The following is an 18485-nucleotide window of genomic DNA, read 5'->3' as shown; positions in this document are numbered from 1 at the left end:
TTTGCGTCCAGTTTTAGATAGATTGTGAGTCGGCCGATTGGTACCCGGCCAATCTTTCTTTTAGAGGCGAAAGATTTACGCCTGCAGCCACAAATGCATGTACATCATCTGGTAGCTGAGAGAGCACTGAATTTGCTTCTTTTTTGCTCGAAAATTCGCCAAAAATGCATGATCCGGTGCCCGTCAATCTTGACGGCGCGTATTGTAGCAGCCATGAAAGTTGCTTATCAACCTCAGGATAGAGTATTCGAACGATTTTTTCGCAATCGTTTTCGTATGGTGTGTCAAGAAGCGTTGCCAGATCTCGTTTTGGTGTGTTTCTTGTCAATTGTGGGTGAGTGAAAATGTCGGCTGTGGCAATCGACACATTCGGTCTGATAACCAGATACACTTTTTCTTCTGGCTCAGCGGAATACAACTCTTCTCCGACGCCTTCAGCAAATGCCGCATGACCGCGAACGAATACCGGGACATCAGCCCCCAACGCTAAACCGATATCGGCAAGTTCATCATCGCTTAAATTGGTTTGCCACAGATAGTTCAGAGCTACCAGAGTGGTTGCAGCGTTAGAAGACCCGCCACCAATACCACCACCCATTGGCAATACTTTATCCAGTTCTATATGTGCACCAAGCTGGCATCCCGCTTTATTTTGCAATGCAGTCGCTGCTTTCCAGATAAGATTGTCTTCAAGAGAAACCCCTTCAATCTCTGGAGTCAGCGTGATTTCGCCCGTCTGATTTGCCTGGATAACCAGCTCGTCACCATGATCGATAAACTGAAATAGCGTCTGTAGCTCATGGTATCCATTCGGGCGCTGACCAGTGATATAGAGGAAAAGGTTCAGTTTGGCGGGAGAAGGCCAAGTGGTTTTGCGAGAAATCATTGAGAAACAATCCATTTCGAAACGGCGATTTTTATTTTTGTCTGGTCTTGTTTAAGGGTTAGGCTAGAGGGCAGGACATATCCGCTCTCTTCGGTATAACGGTTGAAAGTCATGTCCCACGGTTGTCCGTTGATCTGCTTAGAGAGGATGCTAAGCGTATTGGACTCGTTCAGTTCATAGTAATCTGCGCCAAAAGGTGAACCTTTAACCCATTCACTTAACTGGTCAACAGGAATACTCAGCCCTGTAAGCCTGTGCACAAGAATATTGCTACTGACATGACGAAATGTTTCACCTTCATGGTTCACAACGGTAGCACCTGCTTCGTCAACGGTGAGGAGCAGAGCGGTTTGCCCAAGTAAGGTTGTCAGGCGGAGTTCTTCGGAGTCTGGACTTTTTTTCCAATAGAAATTCAGGCTTTGACGTCTATCTTTTCCGATGTAAGCCATTTTCCCTGTGAGTGCATAGTTTTGCAGGGTTTCCAGTTTTTCCTGATGGTTAACCCAGTCGACTGGTTGGTCTGATACCTCGGGTAATGTGGTACAGGCGCTTAAAAACAAGGTAAAAAGTAAGGTCAGAAAGGTACGTGCCTTAATAAAAGATAAAAGGCGCATAGCAGTAGGTGAATGGAATGAATTAGTCAAACTTTGCTCCACGTAACACTGATTCGGCGCTCACTATACCATTTTATTAACAGAGTGTTTAAATCCCCCCTTTAAATAGGTGCTTCCATAAAGTAAAATTCCAACTCTTACAGTATTTTCGGACAGAGATCTCTCACTACATGTCTTTGCTTGCCATTGGTATCAATCACAATACGGCCTCAGTCGAATTGCGAGAAAAGATCGCTTTTTCTCCCGACAAACTGACTCAGGCACTATCTGAGATTGCTAACCGAGCGAGCATCAACGGCGGCGTGATCCTATCAACCTGTAACCGCACTGAAATTTACTGCGATGTCAAAAACGCGGGGAAAGGTCAGATAATCGACTGGTTAACTGACTTCCATGGTGTTGGGTCTGCCGATCTGATGCCTAGTCTTTATATCCACGAAGAACAGTCTGCCATCAAGCACTTGATGAGGGTGGCTTGTGGTTTGGATTCCCTTGTTTTAGGTGAACCGCAGATTCTGGGGCAGGTAAAGCAGGCGTTTTCGGATGCCAGAGATGGTAAAGCCGTCGACGCAACGATGGAAAAGCTGTTCCAAAAAGCTTTTTCTGTTGCTAAGCGAGTGCGTACCGAAACGGAAATCGGTGGAAATGCCGTTTCCGTTGCTTATGCCGCATGTACGTTAGCCAAGCATATCTTCGAATCGATTGAAGATACGACTGCCTTGCTTGTAGGTGCGGGTGAGACCATTGAACTGGTTGCAAAACACCTGGACGGGCATGGCTGTCGCAACATGATAGTGGCCAACCGGACGCGAGAACGTGCTCAGACGTTAGCGGATGATTTCGGTGCGTCGGTGATCAGTCTGCCGGAAATACCGGATCATTTGCCGAAAGCTGATATTGTTATCAGCTCCACAGCAAGCCCCCTGCCGATCATAGGGAAAGGAATGGTAGAAACGGCTTTAAAAGCCCGCAGACATCAGCCTATGCTGATTGTAGATATCGCGGTGCCCAGAGATGTAGAAGCTCAAGTTTCTGAATTGGACGATGCCTATTTATATACAGTGGATGATCTTCAATCTATTGTTGATAAGAATATAGAGCAGCGCAAAGTCGAAGCCATTCAGGCGGAAGCGATAGTCGCAGAAGAGAGCGCGTCATTCATGACATGGCTGCGTTCATTGCAAGCGGTAGACAGTATTCGTGATTACCGTGATTCAGCCAACTCCATCCGAGAGGAGCTGTTAACAAGAAGCCTGCAATCGCTCGCATCTGGTGGTGACCCAGAAAAAATTCTTGTTGAATTGAGCAACAAACTGACAAACAAGTTAATTCACGCTCCCACTCGTGCTCTGCAAAGTGCCGCTGAACAAGGTGAGCCAGCGAAACTAACAGTGATAAGAGAGAGTCTCGGTCTCGATGACTCCTAACATTATTTAAAGAATATTATGAAATCTTCAATTTTGACCAAGCTTCAAACGCTGGTAGAGCGTTACGAAGAAGTCCAGCATTTGCTTGGCGATCCTGAAATCATTGGTGATCAGGACAAATTCCGTGCCCTTTCTAAAGAGTATTCTCAACTGGAAGAAGTGACCAAGTGCTTCCAGTCTTACCAGCAAGCGCAAGACGATCTTGAAGCCGCAGAAGAGATGGCGAAAGAAGACGATGCAGAAATGCGCGAAATGGCACAGGAAGAAATCAAAGAAGCGAAAGCATCAATTGAGCGTCTGGCGGATGAACTTCAGATTCTGCTTCTTCCAAAAGATCCAAACGATGACCGTAACTGCTTCCTTGAAATCCGCGCTGGCGCGGGTGGTGATGAAGCGGGTATCTTTGCTGGCGACTTATTCCGCATGTACAGCAAATACGCGGAAAAGCGCGGCTGGCGTGTAGAAGTCGTGAACTCTAACGAGTCAGAACACGGCGGCTACAAAGAGATGATTGCCAAAGTGGTTGGTGACGGTGCTTACGGTGTATTGAAATTTGAATCTGGTGGTCACCGTGTTCAACGTGTACCAGAAACCGAGTCTCAAGGTCGTGTTCACACGTCTGCGTGTACAGTTGCCATCATGGCAGAAATCCCTGAAGCGGAGATTCCAGAAATCAAAGCTGCTGATCTGAAAATCGATACCTTCCGCGCATCTGGTGCGGGTGGTCAGCACGTTAACACCACCGATTCAGCAATCCGTATTACGCACTTGCCAACGGGTACAGTGGTAGAGTGTCAGGATGAGCGCTCTCAGCACAAGAACAAAGCGAAAGCGATGTCGGTACTGGCTGCACGTATCATTCAGGCGGAAGAAGCCAAGCGTGCTGAGGAAGAATCCACAACGCGTCGTAACCTTCTAGGTTCTGGTGACCGTAGTGACCGAATTCGTACTTACAATTACCCTCAGGGTCGTGTATCTGATCACCGAATCAACTTGACTATCTACCGTTTAAACGAAGTGATGGAAGGGGACATGCAGTCTCTGGTTGATCCTGTAATTCAGGAACATCAGGCGGATCAGTTAGCAGCATTGGCTGAGCAAAACTAAATCTTTTCTATGCTATTAAGTATTGAAGACACATTAAAGGCGGCAACGGAAAAGCTGATAGAAAGCGGCAGCGAATCGCCGTCTTTGGACGCGGCTGTTCTGCTTTGCCATGCTTTGGATAAGCCTCGAAGCTACCTTTTAACCTGGCCAGAAAAGTTACTCACCCCTGAACAGGACAAAGACTTTGTATCGCTATTGGAAAGACGTCAGAACGGAGAACCCGTAGCATACATTGTCGGTGAGCGAGAATTTTGGTCATTGCCGCTTAAAGTGTCTCCTTCAACGCTGATCCCTCGTCCAGACACCGAGAGGCTGGTAGAGCTGGCGTTAGAAAAGATACCGTCCACATCAGGTTCTGTATTGGATCTTGGTACCGGAACGGGTGCCATTGCGTTGGCGATAGCGAGCGAGCTGCCCAGCCATAACATTGTCGGTGTCGACATTCGTGAAGAAGCAAAAACACTGGCAACGGAAAATGCTCAGCAGTTAAACCTCAGAAATGCCTCATTTCTTCAGGGAAGTTGGTTTTCGCCTGTCTCCGAAGGAACGAAATTTGCTTGCATAGTGAGTAACCCTCCCTATATTGACGCTTGCGATCCACACCTTAAGCAAGGCGATGTTCGGTTTGAACCGCTGAGTGCGTTGGTTGCAGACGAGAAGGGAATGGCGGATCTCAGCTATATCGCAACACATGCCAAAAGCTATCTTGAGCAAGATGGCTGGCTTCTTATGGAGCATGGTTATGAACAAGGGAAAGCTGTGCGGGATGTGCTGGAATCACTGGGGTATTCAGACATTGCCACTGAAAAAGATTATGCAGGTAATGATCGGGTCACACTCGGTCGTTATCAATCTTAATGCGGAATGATCCGCTCACCAAACATATAGAAAACTATTATGTACGTAGCGCTAAAACATTTTCATATGCTTACCATCGCGATCAGTGCTTTGTTATTCGTGATTCGGTATGCGCTGATGGTGGCGAAGTCGCCAGTGCTGGAAAACAAGTTTCTGAAAATTTCACCGCATGTTAACGACACATTACTGTTGCTTTCTGGCATCGGATTGGTTGCTATCACAGGGTTTGTACCATTCACCCCTGCGGGATTGTGGCTCACAGAGAAAATAACTTGTGTGTTGGCGTACATCGCCCTTGGTTTTTTTGCATTAAAATTAGGTAAGAACCAACTGCTGAGAGCGTTTGCTTTTTTTGGCGCGCTGGGCTGGTTGGCTATGGCAGGGAAACTTGCTGTGACAAAAGTGCCGTTATTTTTAGGTTAAATCATGTTTAATCTGTTCGACGAAGACTTAGACAATATGACGTTGGTTGAAGGGGCGTTGGCGCTAAACGTCGCCGTAGACCCGGAAACCAATGTGCAATGGGCGAATCTGGAATTGGATCGCCTGTTGAAAGAAGCCGAACTGGAGCTTAGCCATGAAGTCAATGAGCAAGCGAAGTTCGATGCGTTTTTGCGTCTTTTTTATTGCCAGTGGCAGTTTGAAGGCGATAGCGAAGCGTATTTTGCGAGTGAAAATGCGTTCATTGATAAAGTGTTAGAACGCCGAAAGGGCATTCCAGTCAGCTTGGGAGCATTGCTTTTGTTTTTTGGACAGAAGCTTGGGTTTCCGATTGATGGGGTAACCTTTCCGACCCAGTTCTTAGTGAAAGTGAGCTGGCATGGTGAAACGGCAAAATACATCAATCCGTTCAATGGTGAGTACGTCAGTGAACAAACGCTTAGCGCGTGGTTGATTGGTCATGATGGACCGCTTGCCAAAATTACACCTGAACACCTTGCGACAGCTGATCACCCAACCGTTATTGGTCGCTGGCTAGCCCTGATCAAGTCGGCTATGTTGCGCGAAGAGCGTTACACGTTAGCGCTGAATTGTACCGACCTGGCTTTGACTTTCGTACCAGATGACCCTTATGAAATTCGAGATCGCGGGTTTATCTACCAACAGCTAGATTGTCATCAGGTCGCTGTGACTGACTACCAGTTTTTCATCGATCAGTGTCCAGATGACCCAGGCGCTGAACTGCTCAAGGCTCAGGTTAACAGCATGAGCGAAACCCGAATTACGATTCACTAGACGAGACATTCAAATGGAACATAAAACCGTCAGAATTGGCGATCTTGAGGTCGCTAACGATAAGCCGTTTACACTTTTTGCGGGCATGAATGTCCTTGAATCTCGCGATCTAGCGATGCAAATCTGTGAACATTACGTGGAAGTAACTCAGAAACTGGGCATTCCTTACGTATTTAAAGCGTCTTTTGATAAAGCCAACCGTTCTTCCATCAATTCGTACCGTGGTCCGGGTATGGAAGAAGGCATGAAGATTTTCCAGGAACTGAAAGACACTTTTGGCGTGAAAATCATCACGGATATTCATACTGAAGAGCAGGCGCAACCTGTATCTGAAGTGGTGGACGTGATTCAGCTTCCGGCTTTCTTAGCTCGTCAGACAGATCTGGTTCACGCCATGGCGAAAACGGGTGCTGTGATCAATGTGAAGAAACCTCAATTCATGAGTCCGGGTCAGGTAGGCAATATTGTCGACAAGTTTGAAGAATGCGGTAACGATCAGATCATTTTGTGTGAGCGTGGTTCTTGTCATGGTTACGACAACCTGGTGGTGGACATGCTGGGCTTTGGTGTTATGAAAAAGGCGTCGAAAGGCAGCCCAATCATCTTCGACGTGACTCATGCATTGCAAATGCGTGATCCATCTGGCGCTGCTTCTGGTGGTCGTCGTGAGCAAACCGTTGAGCTGGCAAAAGCGGGTTTGGCGACAGGCATTGCTGGTTTGTTTATTGAGGCGCATCCGAACCCAGAAAAAGCATTGTGTGATGGTCCATCAGCATTACCACTAGATAAGCTGAAACCTTTCCTGGCGCAAATGAAAGCGCTGGATGACTTGATTAAAGGTTTCGAGCACATTCAAATCGATTAACACTGTCTCTTATCCAGAGCTGTGGTTAAGTATTGAAAACGGGCTTTTTAGCCCGTTTTTTTATACCTGTTTTCTATTCACAATTTTTATTCATTCTGGCAATGCAGCCGCCATTAGGGTGGTTTTGAATTGAAAACGCCCAACCGTAGCTTTCGCAAAGCCGTCTTACGATAAGAAGCCCTAGCCCATGTTCTGTCGTTGTATTTCCCGTCAATCCGGTTCCCGTATCCTGAACTGAGATTTCACTGTGATTAATCGCTACGTTGATTTCACCAGATTCGGTATGCCGGACCGCATTATCCACAAGATTTTTAAGAATCATGGACAACACAGAAGGAGGAAGATTAGTCGATGTGCCTTTTGGCGCGTGGATTTGAATATCAAGGTTCGGATTGGCGTTTTGGTAATCTTCCAAAACAAAACTCGCTTTTGATACACCGTATTCCTTGCCTGTATCCCCGGCATTTTCTTGCTTAACAATACTCAGCAACACTTCAACGGTGGCTTGCATCTCTTTTGCAGATTTTATGATGCGGCCACGCTGTTTCTCTCGAAAATCATGATCCTCTTTCATACCTTGCAGGTTAGCGGCTCCAAGGATGATGGCGATAGGGGTTTTCAGCTCATGGCTGGCGTATTTGGCAAACATCAGCTCCTGCTTGGCTACTCGCTCCTTCATTTCTGAAAACTGATTCAGCTTCTCGGTAAGTTGTTCCAATTCCAGAATTGAGTCGTTTGACAGGGTAAATCGCTGTTTTCCTTCGACACTGAGTTGGTTACTCAATTCAGATATTGGGCGCATAATCACCCTAAACATCTTTTTCAATGAGAGTTGGAGAACCAACACCAGAATGCCAGTAAACACCATAGAAATGATAAAGATGAAATCCCAGGACTCATCGCCAAAGTCTTTGGCGTTGACCGCAATAGTCATAAACAGCGGAACCTCTTTTCCGTCGGGACCAAGGAATCGGGTATGAAAAATAAAATAGCCCTCATTAAAAATGTTTCGATTGGAGGATATTTCATCTACCGGGAAGGGCATGAGGGAGCGGATCTCTTTGGGAAGAGCAGTCTCACTGAAATAGGCGTTGATAAACGGGCTGACTTTCTCAAATTTTTTGGGCTGGTCCCGATATCTCTCTATCGCCAGTTCTTTAAACGACTCTAAGTGAACGGCGGTGTGTCTGTCTTCACTTAAAATCAGATACGCCGCTAAAGAGAGGTAAATCAATGCGGTCAAACCAAAAGCAATGAAGCTGTATGAGCGTATAAGCTTGCGTTTTATGTCACTGATAGAAAGGGCTTGCATCACTTTTCCAACCTTAGGCCAACTTTGGGAACGGTTGTCAGAAGCGGGCGTTCAAAGGGTTTGTCTACCACATTCCTCAGAAGATAAAGATGGCTTCTGAGCACGTCATTGTCTGGAATATCCTCTTTCCATATTTCATGAATCAGACTTTCGCGAGTGACAATCTCAGGGGCTGCCTTCACCAGTTTAACCAAAATTTGGTACATGACTGGAGTAAGGGAAAGCAGAGTGCCAGAACGGTAAACCTGATGAGTGGACTGGTCGATAGTGATTTCACCGAACGAGAGTTGATTACTGGCAACTTCGCCGCGATAGCGTTTTATTAATGCCGTCAGGCGTACTTCGAGTTCATCAAAATCAAAAGGTTTGGTGATGAAATCGTCGACCCCATTTTGATAACCATTGAGCAGATCTTCTTTGCTGTTGAGTGCCGTTAACATTAAAACGGGAAGGTCATTGCCAGCGTTGCGCAATTCCTTAATGACCTGAATACCGTCTTTTTTAGGCATCATGACATCGAGGATTACTGCGTCGAAACGGCATTCAGTGGCGAGCTGAATTCCTTGTTCGCCGTCGGATGCAAAATCGACATCTGCCCCTTTGACTTCAAGAAAATCTGCCAGAATGCCTTGGAGTTCAATGTTGTCTTCAACGATCAATATCTTCTTATCTTTCAGCATCTTCTGTCGCTCTTTTTTTCATCTATGCACAGTGTAGCAACTTCGTGTCGAATTTATGTCGAAATCTGACTTTCACAAAACTTCGACATCGCTGCCTGCAGACTTTCCTCATCAATTAGGAGAGACAAGTTATGAAAATTGGCAAATCCCTACTCGTTGCCACAGCGTTGAGTGGTGTATCGATTCAAATCAGTGCGTTGGAATTGTTAGGGCAGGTTCAGCTTATTAATCCTGTTCATTTAGTGTCGCAGGTCAGTGGTGTGCTGGAAAAGGTAGACGGTCAGGTAGGTGAAAGCGTTAAGTCTGGGAGAAAACTGACGACGATACAGGTATTCGATTATGAGTTAGCTGTAAAGAAACAAGCAGCTAACCTGGCGTTAGCCAAAGCGGATATGAACATCAAGCAATCTATTTATCTGCGTTATCAGACTTTAAAGAAAAAGAAGAGTCTGTCCCAGAATGAGCTGGATGTGGCAAAGGCGGATATGGATTCTGCGAGAGCAACGGTAGAGCTCGCCAGAATTCAACTTGCTGAAGCCAAAAACAATTTAGAAGACACGGTGGTCGTTTCGACGATAGACGGCATCATCACTCAGCGACATGTAGAGAGTGGAGCCTGGGTTGAGCGCGGAACACCGCTATTTCAATTGGCGAACATCGATACCGTTCGTATTCGTTTCTTTGCCAGTCAGTATGATCTGGATGAGCTGCGTATTGGCATGCCAGTCGAGCTTTGGTTGGAAGGGAGCAGAGATGAAAAAGTGACAGCTCGCATTGAGCGCATCGGCATTCAGCCTGATGACCAATCCAAGTCTTATCCGGCTTTTGTCAGCATTGACAACATAAATCATGTCTACAGACCCGGTATGACGGTGTACGCATCCACTCAAAGCTCAAGTGTAAAGGGGGAGTAGATGAAAGGTTTCATTCATTATTTTGCTTCTCGCCCTATGGTGGCAAGGGTGATCACCATGATGGTTCTGCTGGTGGGAGTTGGCTCTGCCAGTATTGTAAAACTGCAGGAACTGCCGGATGTGGCGTTTGCTGAGGTAACCATCACCACTCAGCACCCTGGCGCGTCTGCTCAGGACGTCGAGCTCAATATTACCAATCGGATAGAAAAAGAACTCAGAAGTGTTCAGGGGCTGAGAAAGTTTACCTCCTCTTCGGTTGAAGGCATGTCGGAGATAACGCTGGAGTTGGATGAAAGCAGCAATTTGACGAAAGTAGTGAGCGATATTCAGCAAGCCGTTGACCGAACTAGCGGGCTGCCAAAGGACATTTCAGCGCCCCCATTGGTGGAACAAGTCAGTACCTCCTCCTTTGAAGTTCTTCGCTTTGGTGTTGTGACAGACAAAAGCTATTCAGAACTCCAGCCCTACGTTCGGGACTTGGAAAAGCAACTTCGTACCTTACCGGGTATTGGCTCTGTCAGCATGAATGGGTTTCGTGAACGGGAATTCTGGATTGAAGTCGATCCGGTTAAAGCCAACCGATACCGCTTATCGCTGGATCAAATCATCAGTGCGGTGAAAAGTCGAAACCTGTCGCAGTCTGGTGGTGTTGTGGAATCCTGGAACAGCGATCAGCGAATTGTGACACTCACTCAAATCCAGTCGGTTAAGGAGCTTGAAAACACCATAATCGCATCACTTCCCAGCGGAGAGATTATCAGGGTAAAAGATGTTGGGTCGGTCAAAGACGATTTTGAGCGCAGTACTCAGGTCAGTGTTATCAACGGTGAGCAGGGGGTGCTGTTTACGCTATCGAAAAGCGCTCATGCCGACATCAAAGCTACCATTGCGGGGGTATTGGGATTTCTGGAGAGACAGTCACAACAGACCAACGGAGAGTTTCGCTTTCCTGTTGCCCTGAATCTGGCGGACGACATGTCATCCAAATTTTCCATTGTGTCTGTTAATGGTGGTGTGGGATTGGTTCTGGTGCTGCTGGTACTCAGCCTTATTTTAAAGCGTCAGGTGGCGTTTTGGGTATCGGTGTCTATTCCGTTTAGCGTGCTTGGGGTAGTTATTTTGCTGCCCGCTTATGGGATGAACTTAGACAGTATCACGCTCGCCGCCATGCTGTTAGTGATTGGTATTATCGTAGATGACTCCGTGATTGTGGCTGAAAGTGTGTATCGCGAATACCAAAGAGGGAAGAGAGGCTTGGAAGCGGCAATTGCTGGCACGCAGAAGGTCATTAAACCCATTATTGCCAGCCTGACCACCACTGCGCTGGTGTTCATTCCCATGTTCTTTATTCCCGGTACGTTAGGCAAAGCCGTGGTGGTGATTCCTATTACCGTGATAACCGCACTGCTTTTCTCACTGGCAGAATGTACTTTTACTTTGCCTGCCCATTTGGCTTCTTCACTCGAAAAAGAGGGGCTGAAAAACAGCAAACCAGACAAATTTAACGCCTTAACGGAGCAATACCAAAAGCTACTCAGTGGCAGTTTAAATCACAAAAAGAAAGTACTGGGTTTGTCTGTTGTTGTACTTGGTATAGGAAGTTTTCTGGTGACTTTCATGAAGCTGGATTTCTTTCCTGCTCAGGCGGCTAAGTACATTGAAGTGTATACCGAAGTTGCGCCAGGAACGCCAAATGACCAGCTTCGTCAGCAACATGAAGCGCTCGAAAAAGCGATTCAGAACCTGCCGGAGTCGGAACTCAGTAGCTATCAAATGACCTACGGTTCGCCGGTAAGCCGCGGTCAGATTAACCTGACGGACTTTGACCAGAGAAGCCGAACAGCAGATCAAATCAGCAACGCTCTTTTGGATGAGTTGAGCTCGGACAAAAAGCTGGAGTTTGTGAAATTCAGTGTGGATGCAGGAGGTCCGCCACCGGGAGAACCTGTCGAGATAAGAGTGATAGGAAATGAGCAGGTTGAACGGGAGCACGCGGTTTCGCTGGTTCAGTCCTGGATGCAAGATCACCAAGGGCTGGATACGGTTACGAATAGCGAAAGTTTGAAAGACACACAGCTAAAAATTATTCCTCAGCATGAGTGGTTAGCCCGTTATAACCTGACTGTTCAGGATCTGGCGAGCACGTTACGTATTGCTTTCGATGGAGAACAGGTCACATCAACTTGGCTGGCGGATGAAGAGGTGAGTCTCAGAGTCATTCTGACGAAGGAGTATCGAAATCTGCAAAAACTCAGCACCACTAAGATTTACACCGCAAATGGTGAGCAAGTGCCATTGAGTCGCCTTGCAACTGTTGAGCAGTACGATTCTCCAAGAGAAATACTGCATTACAATGGCGACAGACAAACTATGGTTACCGCGCAGATTATCGATGAAAATCTGACACCAGACGAAATTTCGTCGAATATTGCCCGAGATTTAGCCGACAAAGTTGGCGACTCTGTGATTCTGGATATTGGTGGCGAAGCTGAATCTACCAATGAGACATTCGGCGGCATCTTGATTGCCTTCCCTGCGGCTTTACTTGGGATCTATTTTGTTTTGGTGATCATGTTTAATTCCATGTTGCAGCCGCTACTGGTGATGTCTGTTATTCCATTTGCGCTGGTGGCATCGTTAATGGCGCTGTTGGTTCATCTTCAGGATATCTCTCTGTTCGCACTTATCGGAGCGCTAGGAATGATGGGAGTAGTGGTCAACAACACCTTGGTGCTCATCAATCAAATCAATGTATTGAGAGGTCAGGGCTACGCAAGCTATGACACAGTGATTGAGGCAGCAAGCAGCCGGCTAAGACCAATACTTCTCACATCCATTACAACGGTAGTAGGGTTGATTCCTCTGGCGTACGGCCTGGGGGGAACCGACGTGTACATGGGACCCATGTCCCTGACTCTTGGATATGGATTGCTATTCTCTTTACCCGTTGTGCTGTTTGTGGTGCCTTGTCTCTACCTATTGTGCTTTGGTCGCTCTCAGACGAGCGAATCCAGACAATGAAGTTTCAACTAGAAAGAAAAACGGGCTGATTAGCCCGTTTTTTATGGAAAGCTTAAAGCGGTTAAAGCGGTTAAAGCTTAAAGCGTGACACTTCTTGGTAGAGTTCACCAGAAATGCTATTTAACTCAGAAGCCTGAGCGCTTGCATCCTGTGCCTGATTCGCCAACGCTTGCGAAACGTCTTTCACCTCATTGGTGTTACGAGTAATTTCTGCAGTCACAAGTGATTGCTCTTCTGCCGCTGCCGCAATCTGGCTTGCCATGTCGTTAATCAAGTTGGCAGATTGGGTAATGCGCTGCAAACTTTCTGAAGCGATACGGGCATCATTCACTGCTTTTTCTGCATTCCCCTGACTGGTCTGCATGGATGAAACGGCGCGTTGCGTAGTGCTTTGCAGAGTTTCGATGTTGCGGTTGATTTCGCCAGTCGCATCGTGTGTTCTCTGGCTTAATACGCGAACTTCATCGGCAACTACTGCAAAGCCGCGACCTTGTTCGCCTGCACGTGCCGCTTCAATTGCCGCGTTCAGTGCCAGCAGGTTGGTTTGCTCTGCGATTTCCTGAATGGTCGACAAGATACTGCTGATTTCCTGTGCGTGCTGCTCAAGTTCTTCAATTACGTTTGTCGCATCACTGATGTCGGAAGCCAGAGACAGAATCGATTCCTGGCTATTCAGAACCTCGCGTTCACCCTGATTAGAAATCTCAACCGTTGCCGCACCCTCGCGCGCGGTATTTTCTGCATTGTTTGCGATTTCTTGAGTCGCGCTCGACATCTCTGTAACGGCAGTCGCTACCATATTGATCTCCTGTTGCTGGTGATCAATACGCTGCGCGTTGTCGTCTGCATGACGAGAGGTCATATCCGCCTGACTGGATAACTGTGTCGAGTAGTTATGAATGTTAGACACCAACTGGTGCATTTTTTCAGTGAATTTGTTGAAGTTCGATGCCAGTTGACCCACTTCGTCATTCGACTGAATGGCAATGCGCTGAGTCAGGTCGCCATCACCTTCCGAGATCTCTTCCAGAGCTTTGCTGACTTGGGTAAGCCCTTTCAACTGGAAAGAAACCATCCACCAGATAATAAACAGCACAGCCAGTGCGACGGCAACACCTGTAAGGATAAGCTGTTGCAGCAGTGCGTCGTGGTTTGCTTCTTCAGTTGCGCGATCCATCTCTAGTGCGAAAATCCAGTCACTGTTAGGAACCGATGCAAAGTAAAGCAGCTTTTCAGCACCGTTGCGGACAGATATTTCAATACGCTGATTGTTTGAAGCTGCCGCGATATCGCTGTTCGACAATGTAGGAACATAGCGACTGAAAGGGGTCATCAGGAGTGACTTGGTAGGATGTGACAAGATGGTGCCTTCTTCATTCAGCATCATTGCAAACGCATTGTCACCAACCTGATAGCTATTGATGTTTTTTTGAATGGATTCAAGCTTCAGGTCTGCCCCCAGAACACCAATCATCTGCCCGTTGGCGTATACCGGAGTAGAGATGGTCAGCATCGTATGACCTTGCTGAGCGCCCACATAAGGCTTGGATACGATGGTTTTTCTTTGGCTGGACGCCTGTTTAAACCAGTCTCGGCTTCGACCATCGAAGTCTGGGTAAGGAGTAGAAGAACCTGCAAGGTATACATCGCCATTCATCTGTGCAAAGAACACTTCGTCAAATTTGCCTGCTATTTTCGCTTGAGGCATCGCAACGATTGCTTGTTCCAGAGAAGTGACGGTTGCGGTGGCATCCACCACATCCATGTGAGACACCAGCCAGTATTCCAGAGATTCAACAGCGGTATTCGATAAGCTTATCGCGCGGTTGTAAACACCGTGACGCGTTTGCTCAAAAAGGATAGATGAAGCCCGCCAAGTCAGTATTGAAGTGATTATCGAAATACAAACGAGTACGGAAAGAGTGATCTTGACTTTAAGAGATAAGTTTCTAGCTGAAGTAATCATAACTGCCTAGTTTTGAACATAAGATTTACTTTATGGTATGTTGTGCGAAAAAGTATCCTAGTTACTCGATGAATACAAGATAAAAGGACGAAAATTACACGCTATTTAATTATCTCACAGGTAAACGTTTGCTTGTGATCAGAAAAGTAATGCTGTGTAAGCGTGGCGTTTTGTTACACATATAGAACCTGATTTGGGTGATCTATCCGTCATAAATATGAAATACGGATGTTTGTTTTCTTTGGTTACTTTAAACTCCTTCAAGTTTTTATGATTTAAGCGACAAGTTCGCTTGATTTCGCATCAATTTCGATGCCGCTGGACTCCTACTAATTTAAAAAGGTTATAACAATGAAGGAACGCCTAAGTTTGAAGGCTGCAATTGGCGCAGCATTACTTGCGACTTTTTCCGTTTGTGCAACAGCATCTACATGGGAAGAAGACACAACCTACAAGCTTACGGTTTTGCACACCAATGACCACCACGGTCGTTTCTGGCAGAACAAATACGGTGAGTATGGTATGGCTGCTCGTAAGACGTTGATCGATGAGCTTCGTTCTGAGATTCGTGCAGAAGGAGGAAGCGTACTGCTGCTTTCTGGTGGTGACATCAACACTGGTGTTCCTGAATCTGACCTACAAGATGCAGAACCTGATTTTAAAGGCATGAAAATGCTGGGTTACGATGCAATGGCTCTGGGTAACCACGAGTTCGACAACCCGTTAGAAGTGCTTGAAAAGCAAATTAAATGGGGCGGGTTCCCAATGCTGTCAGCCAACATCTACGACAAAGAAACAGGCGAGCGCAAGTATCAGGCATACCACATGTTTGAAAAGCAGGGCATCAAAATTGCGGTTATTGGTCTTACAACAGAAGACACTGCGAAAATCGGTAACCCAGAATACATCAGTGGTTTGGATTTCCGCGATCCTAAAGTGGAAGCGAAAAAGCTGATTGCCGAACTGGAAAAGTCTGAAAAACCTGATCTTATTTTTGCGGTTACGCACATGGGTCACTACGAAAATGGCAACCGTGGTATCAATGCTCCGGGCGACGTTGCTTTGGCACGCTATCTTGATGAAGGCTCGCTGGATATGATCGTAGGCGGTCACTCTCAGGAGCCTGTGTGCATGGAAGGTCCAAACGTTGCGAAGAAGAAGTTCAAACCTTCTGACGAGTGTAAGCCAGACCAGCAAAACGGTACCTGGATCGTGCAAGCTCACGAGTGGGGTAAATACGTTGGTCGTGCTGATTTTGAATTCCGTAACGGCGAGCTAGAAATGGTCAGCTACGATCTGATTCCAGTTAACCTGAAAAAGAAAGTGAAGGTTGATGGTAAGAAGAAGCGCGTGCTTATCGAGAAAGAAATCCCACAGGATCCAGAAGTATTGGCATTCCTGCAGCCTTATCAAGAAAAAGGTCAGGCAGAGCTGAACGTTAAGATCGCCCAAACCAATGGCAAACTGGAAGGTGACCGTAACGTAGTTCGTTTCCAGCAAACGAATCTTGGTCGCTTGATTGCAACGGCGCACATGAAGCGTGCGAAAGCTGACTTCGCTGTGATGAACTCTGGTGGTGTTCGTGACTCGATTGAAGAAGGTGCGGTTACATACAAAGATGTACTGACGGTTCAACCGTTCGCAAACATTCTGACTTACACCGACATGAGTGGTGCAGAGGTTCTGGATTATCTAAACGTTGTGGCGACTAAGCCAGTTGATTCAGGTGCGTACGCTCAGTTTGCTGGTATTTCTATGACCGTAGAAAATGGCAAAGTAAGCAATGTTAAGATTGGTGGTCAGCCGCTCGATAAAGCGAAAACTTACCGCTTCACCGTGCCAAGCTACAACGCGGCTGGTGGTGATGGTTACCCTAAATTGTCGGGTCACCCAGGTCATGTGAACACAGGTTTTGTTGATGCAGAAGTTCTGAAGGACTACCTAGAAAACAACAGCCCAATCGACGTGAACGCATACCAGCCGAAAGGTGAAATGATATACAAGTAATTGACCTGCTGAGGTAATTACGATTTGATAAAGGCGGAGCAGATGCTCCGCTTTTTTGTCTCTACTGGAAATCCATTGTCATGACACCAGCCATCAACCTTGCCAAAAAGAAGAAAACCCCTCACAAGGTTCACCAATACAAACACGATCCCAATAACCAGAATTTCGGGCTAGAAGCGGTTGAAGCTCTGGGGCAGGATCCGAACTGCGTATTTAAAACTTTATTGTTTTGTCTGGATGGGCAAGACAAAAATCTTGCTGTTGCGGTTATTCCTGTGAATGAAAAACTGAACCTGAAACTGGCAGCCAAAGCAGCAAAAGGGAAAAAAGCGGAAATGGCGGATCCTAATATTGCTCAGAAAACCACAGGGTACATCGTAGGGGGCATCAGCCCGCTTGGCCAAAAGAAAGCGTTGCCAACCTTTATTCACTCTTCTGCTCTCACACTAGAAACCATGTGCGTCAGTGCCGGTAAGCGAGGTTTAGAAATCGAGCTCGCCCCAAACGATCTTGCCACATTGTGCCGAGCTCAATTCGTCGACCTGTGTTTATCGACTGAATAACGTATTAACTTCGTTACCTGAAACGAAAAGCCGAGCCTGAAGGTAAGGCTCTAAAATGTGGTCGGTGAAGAGGGATTCGATGCGACTGGGCTTCCAGCCCCCGACCCAAATTCGTCGCGAATACAGACTTTTCTAAAACGAAAAAAGCCTCGTCCGGAGACAAGGCTTTAAAATGTGGTCGGTGAAGAGGGAGCCGATGCGACTGGGCTTCCAGCCCCCGACTCAAATGCGTCGCGACTACCGACTTCTCTAAAACGAAAAAGCCTCGTCCGGAGACAAGGCTTTAAAATGTGGTCGGTGAAGAGGGATCCGATGCGACTGGGCTCCCAGCCCCCGACCGAAATGCGTCGCGAATACAGACTTCTCCAAAACGAAAAAAGCTCCGTCAAATGACGAAGCTTTCGAAAGTGGTCGGTGAAGAGGGATTCGAACCCCCGACCCTCTGGTCCCAAACCAGATGCGCTACCAAGCTGCGCTATTCACCGATTGTTCTTGGTATTTTCACTCTCAAGGGTCGAACCCTCTGGTCCCGCTATTCCTAAGAGCCGGAGATGCGCTACCAAGCCACGCTATTCACCGAAAATCTCAAGGCTTTGCCTCAAGACGGATGCGTATAATACGGTTTCTGGCGGCAGACGCAAGTGATTTTCCTAATAAATCCCAACTTATTGATTGTTTGGTTAGATGATGCTCAAATATTGGTAATCTGTGACTAAAAACACATCGCTATAAACAAAATTATTACGTCGGAATTACAGTTGATCTAGATCAGTGCTTAAAGAGTAATCGAGTATTAACGTTAACCTTGTCTTTCAACACTGACGGAGGAAACATGGACTTTTGGCTAGATCTCCTATTTGGTAATGCTGTAGGGCTGTCTTCAATGATAGTAATATTCGGCGCAATTGGTCTGATGCTGTTTTTCGGCACCTTCTTCGTCTACAAAGTATTGAATGACAAATCTCCTCACTAGATCGCTTAGCAATTAACTAAATTGCACCGAAGAAAGTTCCATGCTTTCTTCGGTTT

At 46.7% G+C, this 18485-nt stretch carries 16 protein-coding genes and 1 tRNA gene; 11 read left to right on the top strand and 6 right to left on the bottom strand.

Annotated elements, in window-relative coordinates; translation table 11 throughout:
* Window positions 1–13: 13 nt before the first annotated feature.
* A complete protein-coding gene (gene ispE / locus INR79_RS13925) occupies window positions 14–886 on the bottom strand; it encodes a 4-(cytidine 5'-diphospho)-2-C-methyl-D-erythritol kinase (RefSeq protein WP_223094728.1) in 873 nt (290 codons plus the stop codon).
* A complete protein-coding gene (lolB, locus tag INR79_RS13920; RefSeq protein ID WP_262415351.1) occupies window positions 883–1530 on the bottom strand; it encodes a lipoprotein insertase outer membrane protein LolB in 648 nt (215 codons plus the stop codon). Before lolB ends, ispE begins: the two co-directional genes overlap by 4 nt.
* Window positions 1531–1670: 140 nt before the next feature.
* On the opposite strand from lolB, the gene hemA reads away from it, so the two are divergent.
* Genes hemA through kdsA form a run of 6 tightly spaced genes read left to right on the top strand, consistent with a single transcriptional unit; the run spans window position 1671 to window position 6993 of the window.
* Window positions 1671–2927, top strand: a complete 1257-nt coding sequence (gene hemA, locus INR79_RS13915) for a glutamyl-tRNA reductase (RefSeq protein ID WP_004401508.1) — start codon at window positions 1671–1673, stop codon at window positions 2925–2927.
* 18 nt (window positions 2928–2945) lie between these two features.
* A complete protein-coding gene (prfA, locus tag INR79_RS13910; RefSeq protein WP_004401509.1) occupies window positions 2946–4034 on the top strand; it encodes a peptide chain release factor 1 in 1089 nt (362 codons plus the stop codon).
* Window positions 4035–4043: 9 nt separating this feature from the next.
* Window positions 4044–4892, top strand: coding sequence for a peptide chain release factor N(5)-glutamine methyltransferase (gene prmC / locus INR79_RS13905; RefSeq protein WP_223094726.1), 849 nt, complete (start codon window positions 4044–4046; stop codon window positions 4890–4892).
* A gap of 39 nt (window positions 4893–4931) precedes the next feature.
* A complete protein-coding gene (locus tag INR79_RS13900) occupies window positions 4932–5315 on the top strand; it encodes a SirB2 family protein (RefSeq protein ID WP_004401511.1) in 384 nt (127 codons plus the stop codon).
* Between the two features lie 3 nt (window positions 5316–5318).
* A complete protein-coding gene (locus INR79_RS13895) occupies window positions 5319–6128 on the top strand; it encodes a SirB1 family protein (protein WP_004401512.1) in 810 nt (269 codons plus the stop codon).
* A 13-nt stretch (window positions 6129–6141) separates the two neighbouring features.
* A complete protein-coding gene (gene kdsA / locus INR79_RS13890) occupies window positions 6142–6993 on the top strand; it encodes a 3-deoxy-8-phosphooctulonate synthase (protein ID WP_223094724.1) in 852 nt (283 codons plus the stop codon).
* 73 nt (window positions 6994–7066) lie between these two features.
* Here the strand turns inward: kdsA and INR79_RS13885 are convergent, their stop codons facing one another.
* Both INR79_RS13885 and INR79_RS13880 read right to left on the bottom strand, forming a co-directional pair.
* Entirely contained in the window at window positions 7067–8305 is a 1239-nt protein-coding gene (locus INR79_RS13885) for a sensor histidine kinase (RefSeq protein WP_223094722.1), read from the bottom strand.
* Complete coding sequence (locus INR79_RS13880; protein ID WP_223094720.1) at window positions 8305–8985, bottom strand: response regulator transcription factor; 681 nt, start codon at window positions 8983–8985, stop codon at window positions 8305–8307. The genes INR79_RS13885 and INR79_RS13880 overlap by 1 nt, the downstream gene beginning before the upstream one ends.
* A 131-nt stretch (window positions 8986–9116) precedes the next feature.
* Between INR79_RS13880 and INR79_RS13875 the strand changes: the two genes are divergently transcribed.
* Both INR79_RS13875 and INR79_RS13870 read left to right on the top strand, forming a co-directional pair.
* Window positions 9117–9899 carry an efflux RND transporter periplasmic adaptor subunit gene (locus INR79_RS13875; protein ID WP_223094718.1) on the top strand — a complete coding sequence of 261 codons (783 nt, stop codon included), beginning with the start codon at window positions 9117–9119 and terminating at the stop codon, window positions 9897–9899.
* The gene (locus INR79_RS13870) at window positions 9900–12920 is read left to right on the top strand and encodes an efflux RND transporter permease subunit (RefSeq protein ID WP_223094716.1); all 3021 of its coding nucleotides are present in this window, start codon (window positions 9900–9902) and stop codon (window positions 12918–12920) included. It begins immediately after the preceding gene.
* A gap of 70 nt (window positions 12921–12990) precedes the next feature.
* Here the strand turns inward: INR79_RS13870 and INR79_RS13865 are convergent, their stop codons facing one another.
* On the bottom strand, window positions 12991–14886 hold the full coding sequence (locus tag INR79_RS13865; protein ID WP_038145485.1) for a methyl-accepting chemotaxis protein: 1896 nt from the start codon (window positions 14884–14886) through the stop codon (window positions 12991–12993).
* Window positions 14887–15237: 351 nt separating this feature from the next.
* Between INR79_RS13865 and ushA the strand changes: the two genes are divergently transcribed.
* The gene (gene ushA / locus INR79_RS13860; RefSeq protein WP_223094714.1) at window positions 15238–16893 is read left to right on the top strand and encodes a bifunctional UDP-sugar hydrolase/5'-nucleotidase UshA; all 1656 of its coding nucleotides are present in this window, start codon (window positions 15238–15240) and stop codon (window positions 16891–16893) included.
* Window positions 16894–16973: 80 nt separating this feature from the next.
* Window positions 16974–17456, top strand: a complete 483-nt coding sequence (ybaK, locus tag INR79_RS13855) for a Cys-tRNA(Pro) deacylase (protein ID WP_004401520.1) — start codon at window positions 16974–16976, stop codon at window positions 17454–17456.
* A gap of 408 nt (window positions 17457–17864) precedes the next feature.
* Here ybaK and INR79_RS13850 read toward each other — a convergent pair.
* Window positions 17865–17941, bottom strand: a tRNA-Pro gene (locus INR79_RS13850).
* Window positions 17942–18288: 347 nt separating this feature from the next.
* Here INR79_RS13850 and INR79_RS13845 point away from each other — a divergent pair.
* Window positions 18289–18429 carry a DUF3149 domain-containing protein gene (locus INR79_RS13845; protein WP_004401522.1) on the top strand — a complete coding sequence of 47 codons (141 nt, stop codon included), beginning with the start codon at window positions 18289–18291 and terminating at the stop codon, window positions 18427–18429.
* Window positions 18430–18485: the final 56 nt, after the last annotated feature.

The organism is Vibrio sp. SCSIO 43132 (assembly GCF_019904195.1).
Taxonomy (GTDB): Bacteria; Pseudomonadota; Gammaproteobacteria; order Enterobacterales; family Vibrionaceae; genus Vibrio; species Vibrio nigripulchritudo.
Note: the sequence above shows the minus strand (reverse complement) of the source record. Positions and strands in the feature narration are given on the sequence as shown.

Excerpts from the sequence above, each read along its gene's own strand:
- ispE (WP_223094728.1), bottom strand. The coding sequence starts at position 886 with ATGATTTCTCGCAAAACCACTTGGCCTTCTCCCGCCAAACTGAACCTT.
- hemA (WP_004401508.1), top strand. The coding sequence starts at position 1,671 with ATGTCTTTGCTTGCCATTGGTATCAATCACAATACGGCCTCAGTCGAA.
- prfA (WP_004401509.1), top strand. The coding sequence starts at position 2,946 with ATGAAATCTTCAATTTTGACCAAGCTTCAAACGCTGGTAGAGCGTTAC.
- prmC (WP_223094726.1), top strand. The coding sequence starts at position 4,044 with ATGCTATTAAGTATTGAAGACACATTAAAGGCGGCAACGGAAAAGCTG.
- INR79_RS13900 (WP_004401511.1), top strand. The coding sequence starts at position 4,932 with ATGTACGTAGCGCTAAAACATTTTCATATGCTTACCATCGCGATCAGT.
- INR79_RS13895 (WP_004401512.1), top strand. The coding sequence starts at position 5,319 with ATGTTTAATCTGTTCGACGAAGACTTAGACAATATGACGTTGGTTGAA.
- kdsA (WP_223094724.1), top strand. The coding sequence starts at position 6,142 with ATGGAACATAAAACCGTCAGAATTGGCGATCTTGAGGTCGCTAACGAT.
- INR79_RS13885 (WP_223094722.1), bottom strand. The coding sequence starts at position 8,305 with ATGCAAGCCCTTTCTATCAGTGACATAAAACGCAAGCTTATACGCTCA.
- INR79_RS13880 (WP_223094720.1), bottom strand. The coding sequence starts at position 8,985 with ATGCTGAAAGATAAGAAGATATTGATCGTTGAAGACAACATTGAACTC.
- INR79_RS13875 (WP_223094718.1), top strand. The coding sequence starts at position 9,117 with ATGAAAATTGGCAAATCCCTACTCGTTGCCACAGCGTTGAGTGGTGTA.
- INR79_RS13870 (WP_223094716.1), top strand. The coding sequence starts at position 9,900 with ATGAAAGGTTTCATTCATTATTTTGCTTCTCGCCCTATGGTGGCAAGG.
- INR79_RS13865 (WP_038145485.1), bottom strand. The coding sequence starts at position 14,886 with ATGATTACTTCAGCTAGAAACTTATCTCTTAAAGTCAAGATCACTCTT.
- ushA (WP_223094714.1), top strand. The coding sequence starts at position 15,238 with ATGAAGGAACGCCTAAGTTTGAAGGCTGCAATTGGCGCAGCATTACTT.
- ybaK (WP_004401520.1), top strand. The coding sequence starts at position 16,974 with ATGACACCAGCCATCAACCTTGCCAAAAAGAAGAAAACCCCTCACAAG.
- INR79_RS13845 (WP_004401522.1), top strand. The coding sequence starts at position 18,289 with ATGGACTTTTGGCTAGATCTCCTATTTGGTAATGCTGTAGGGCTGTCT.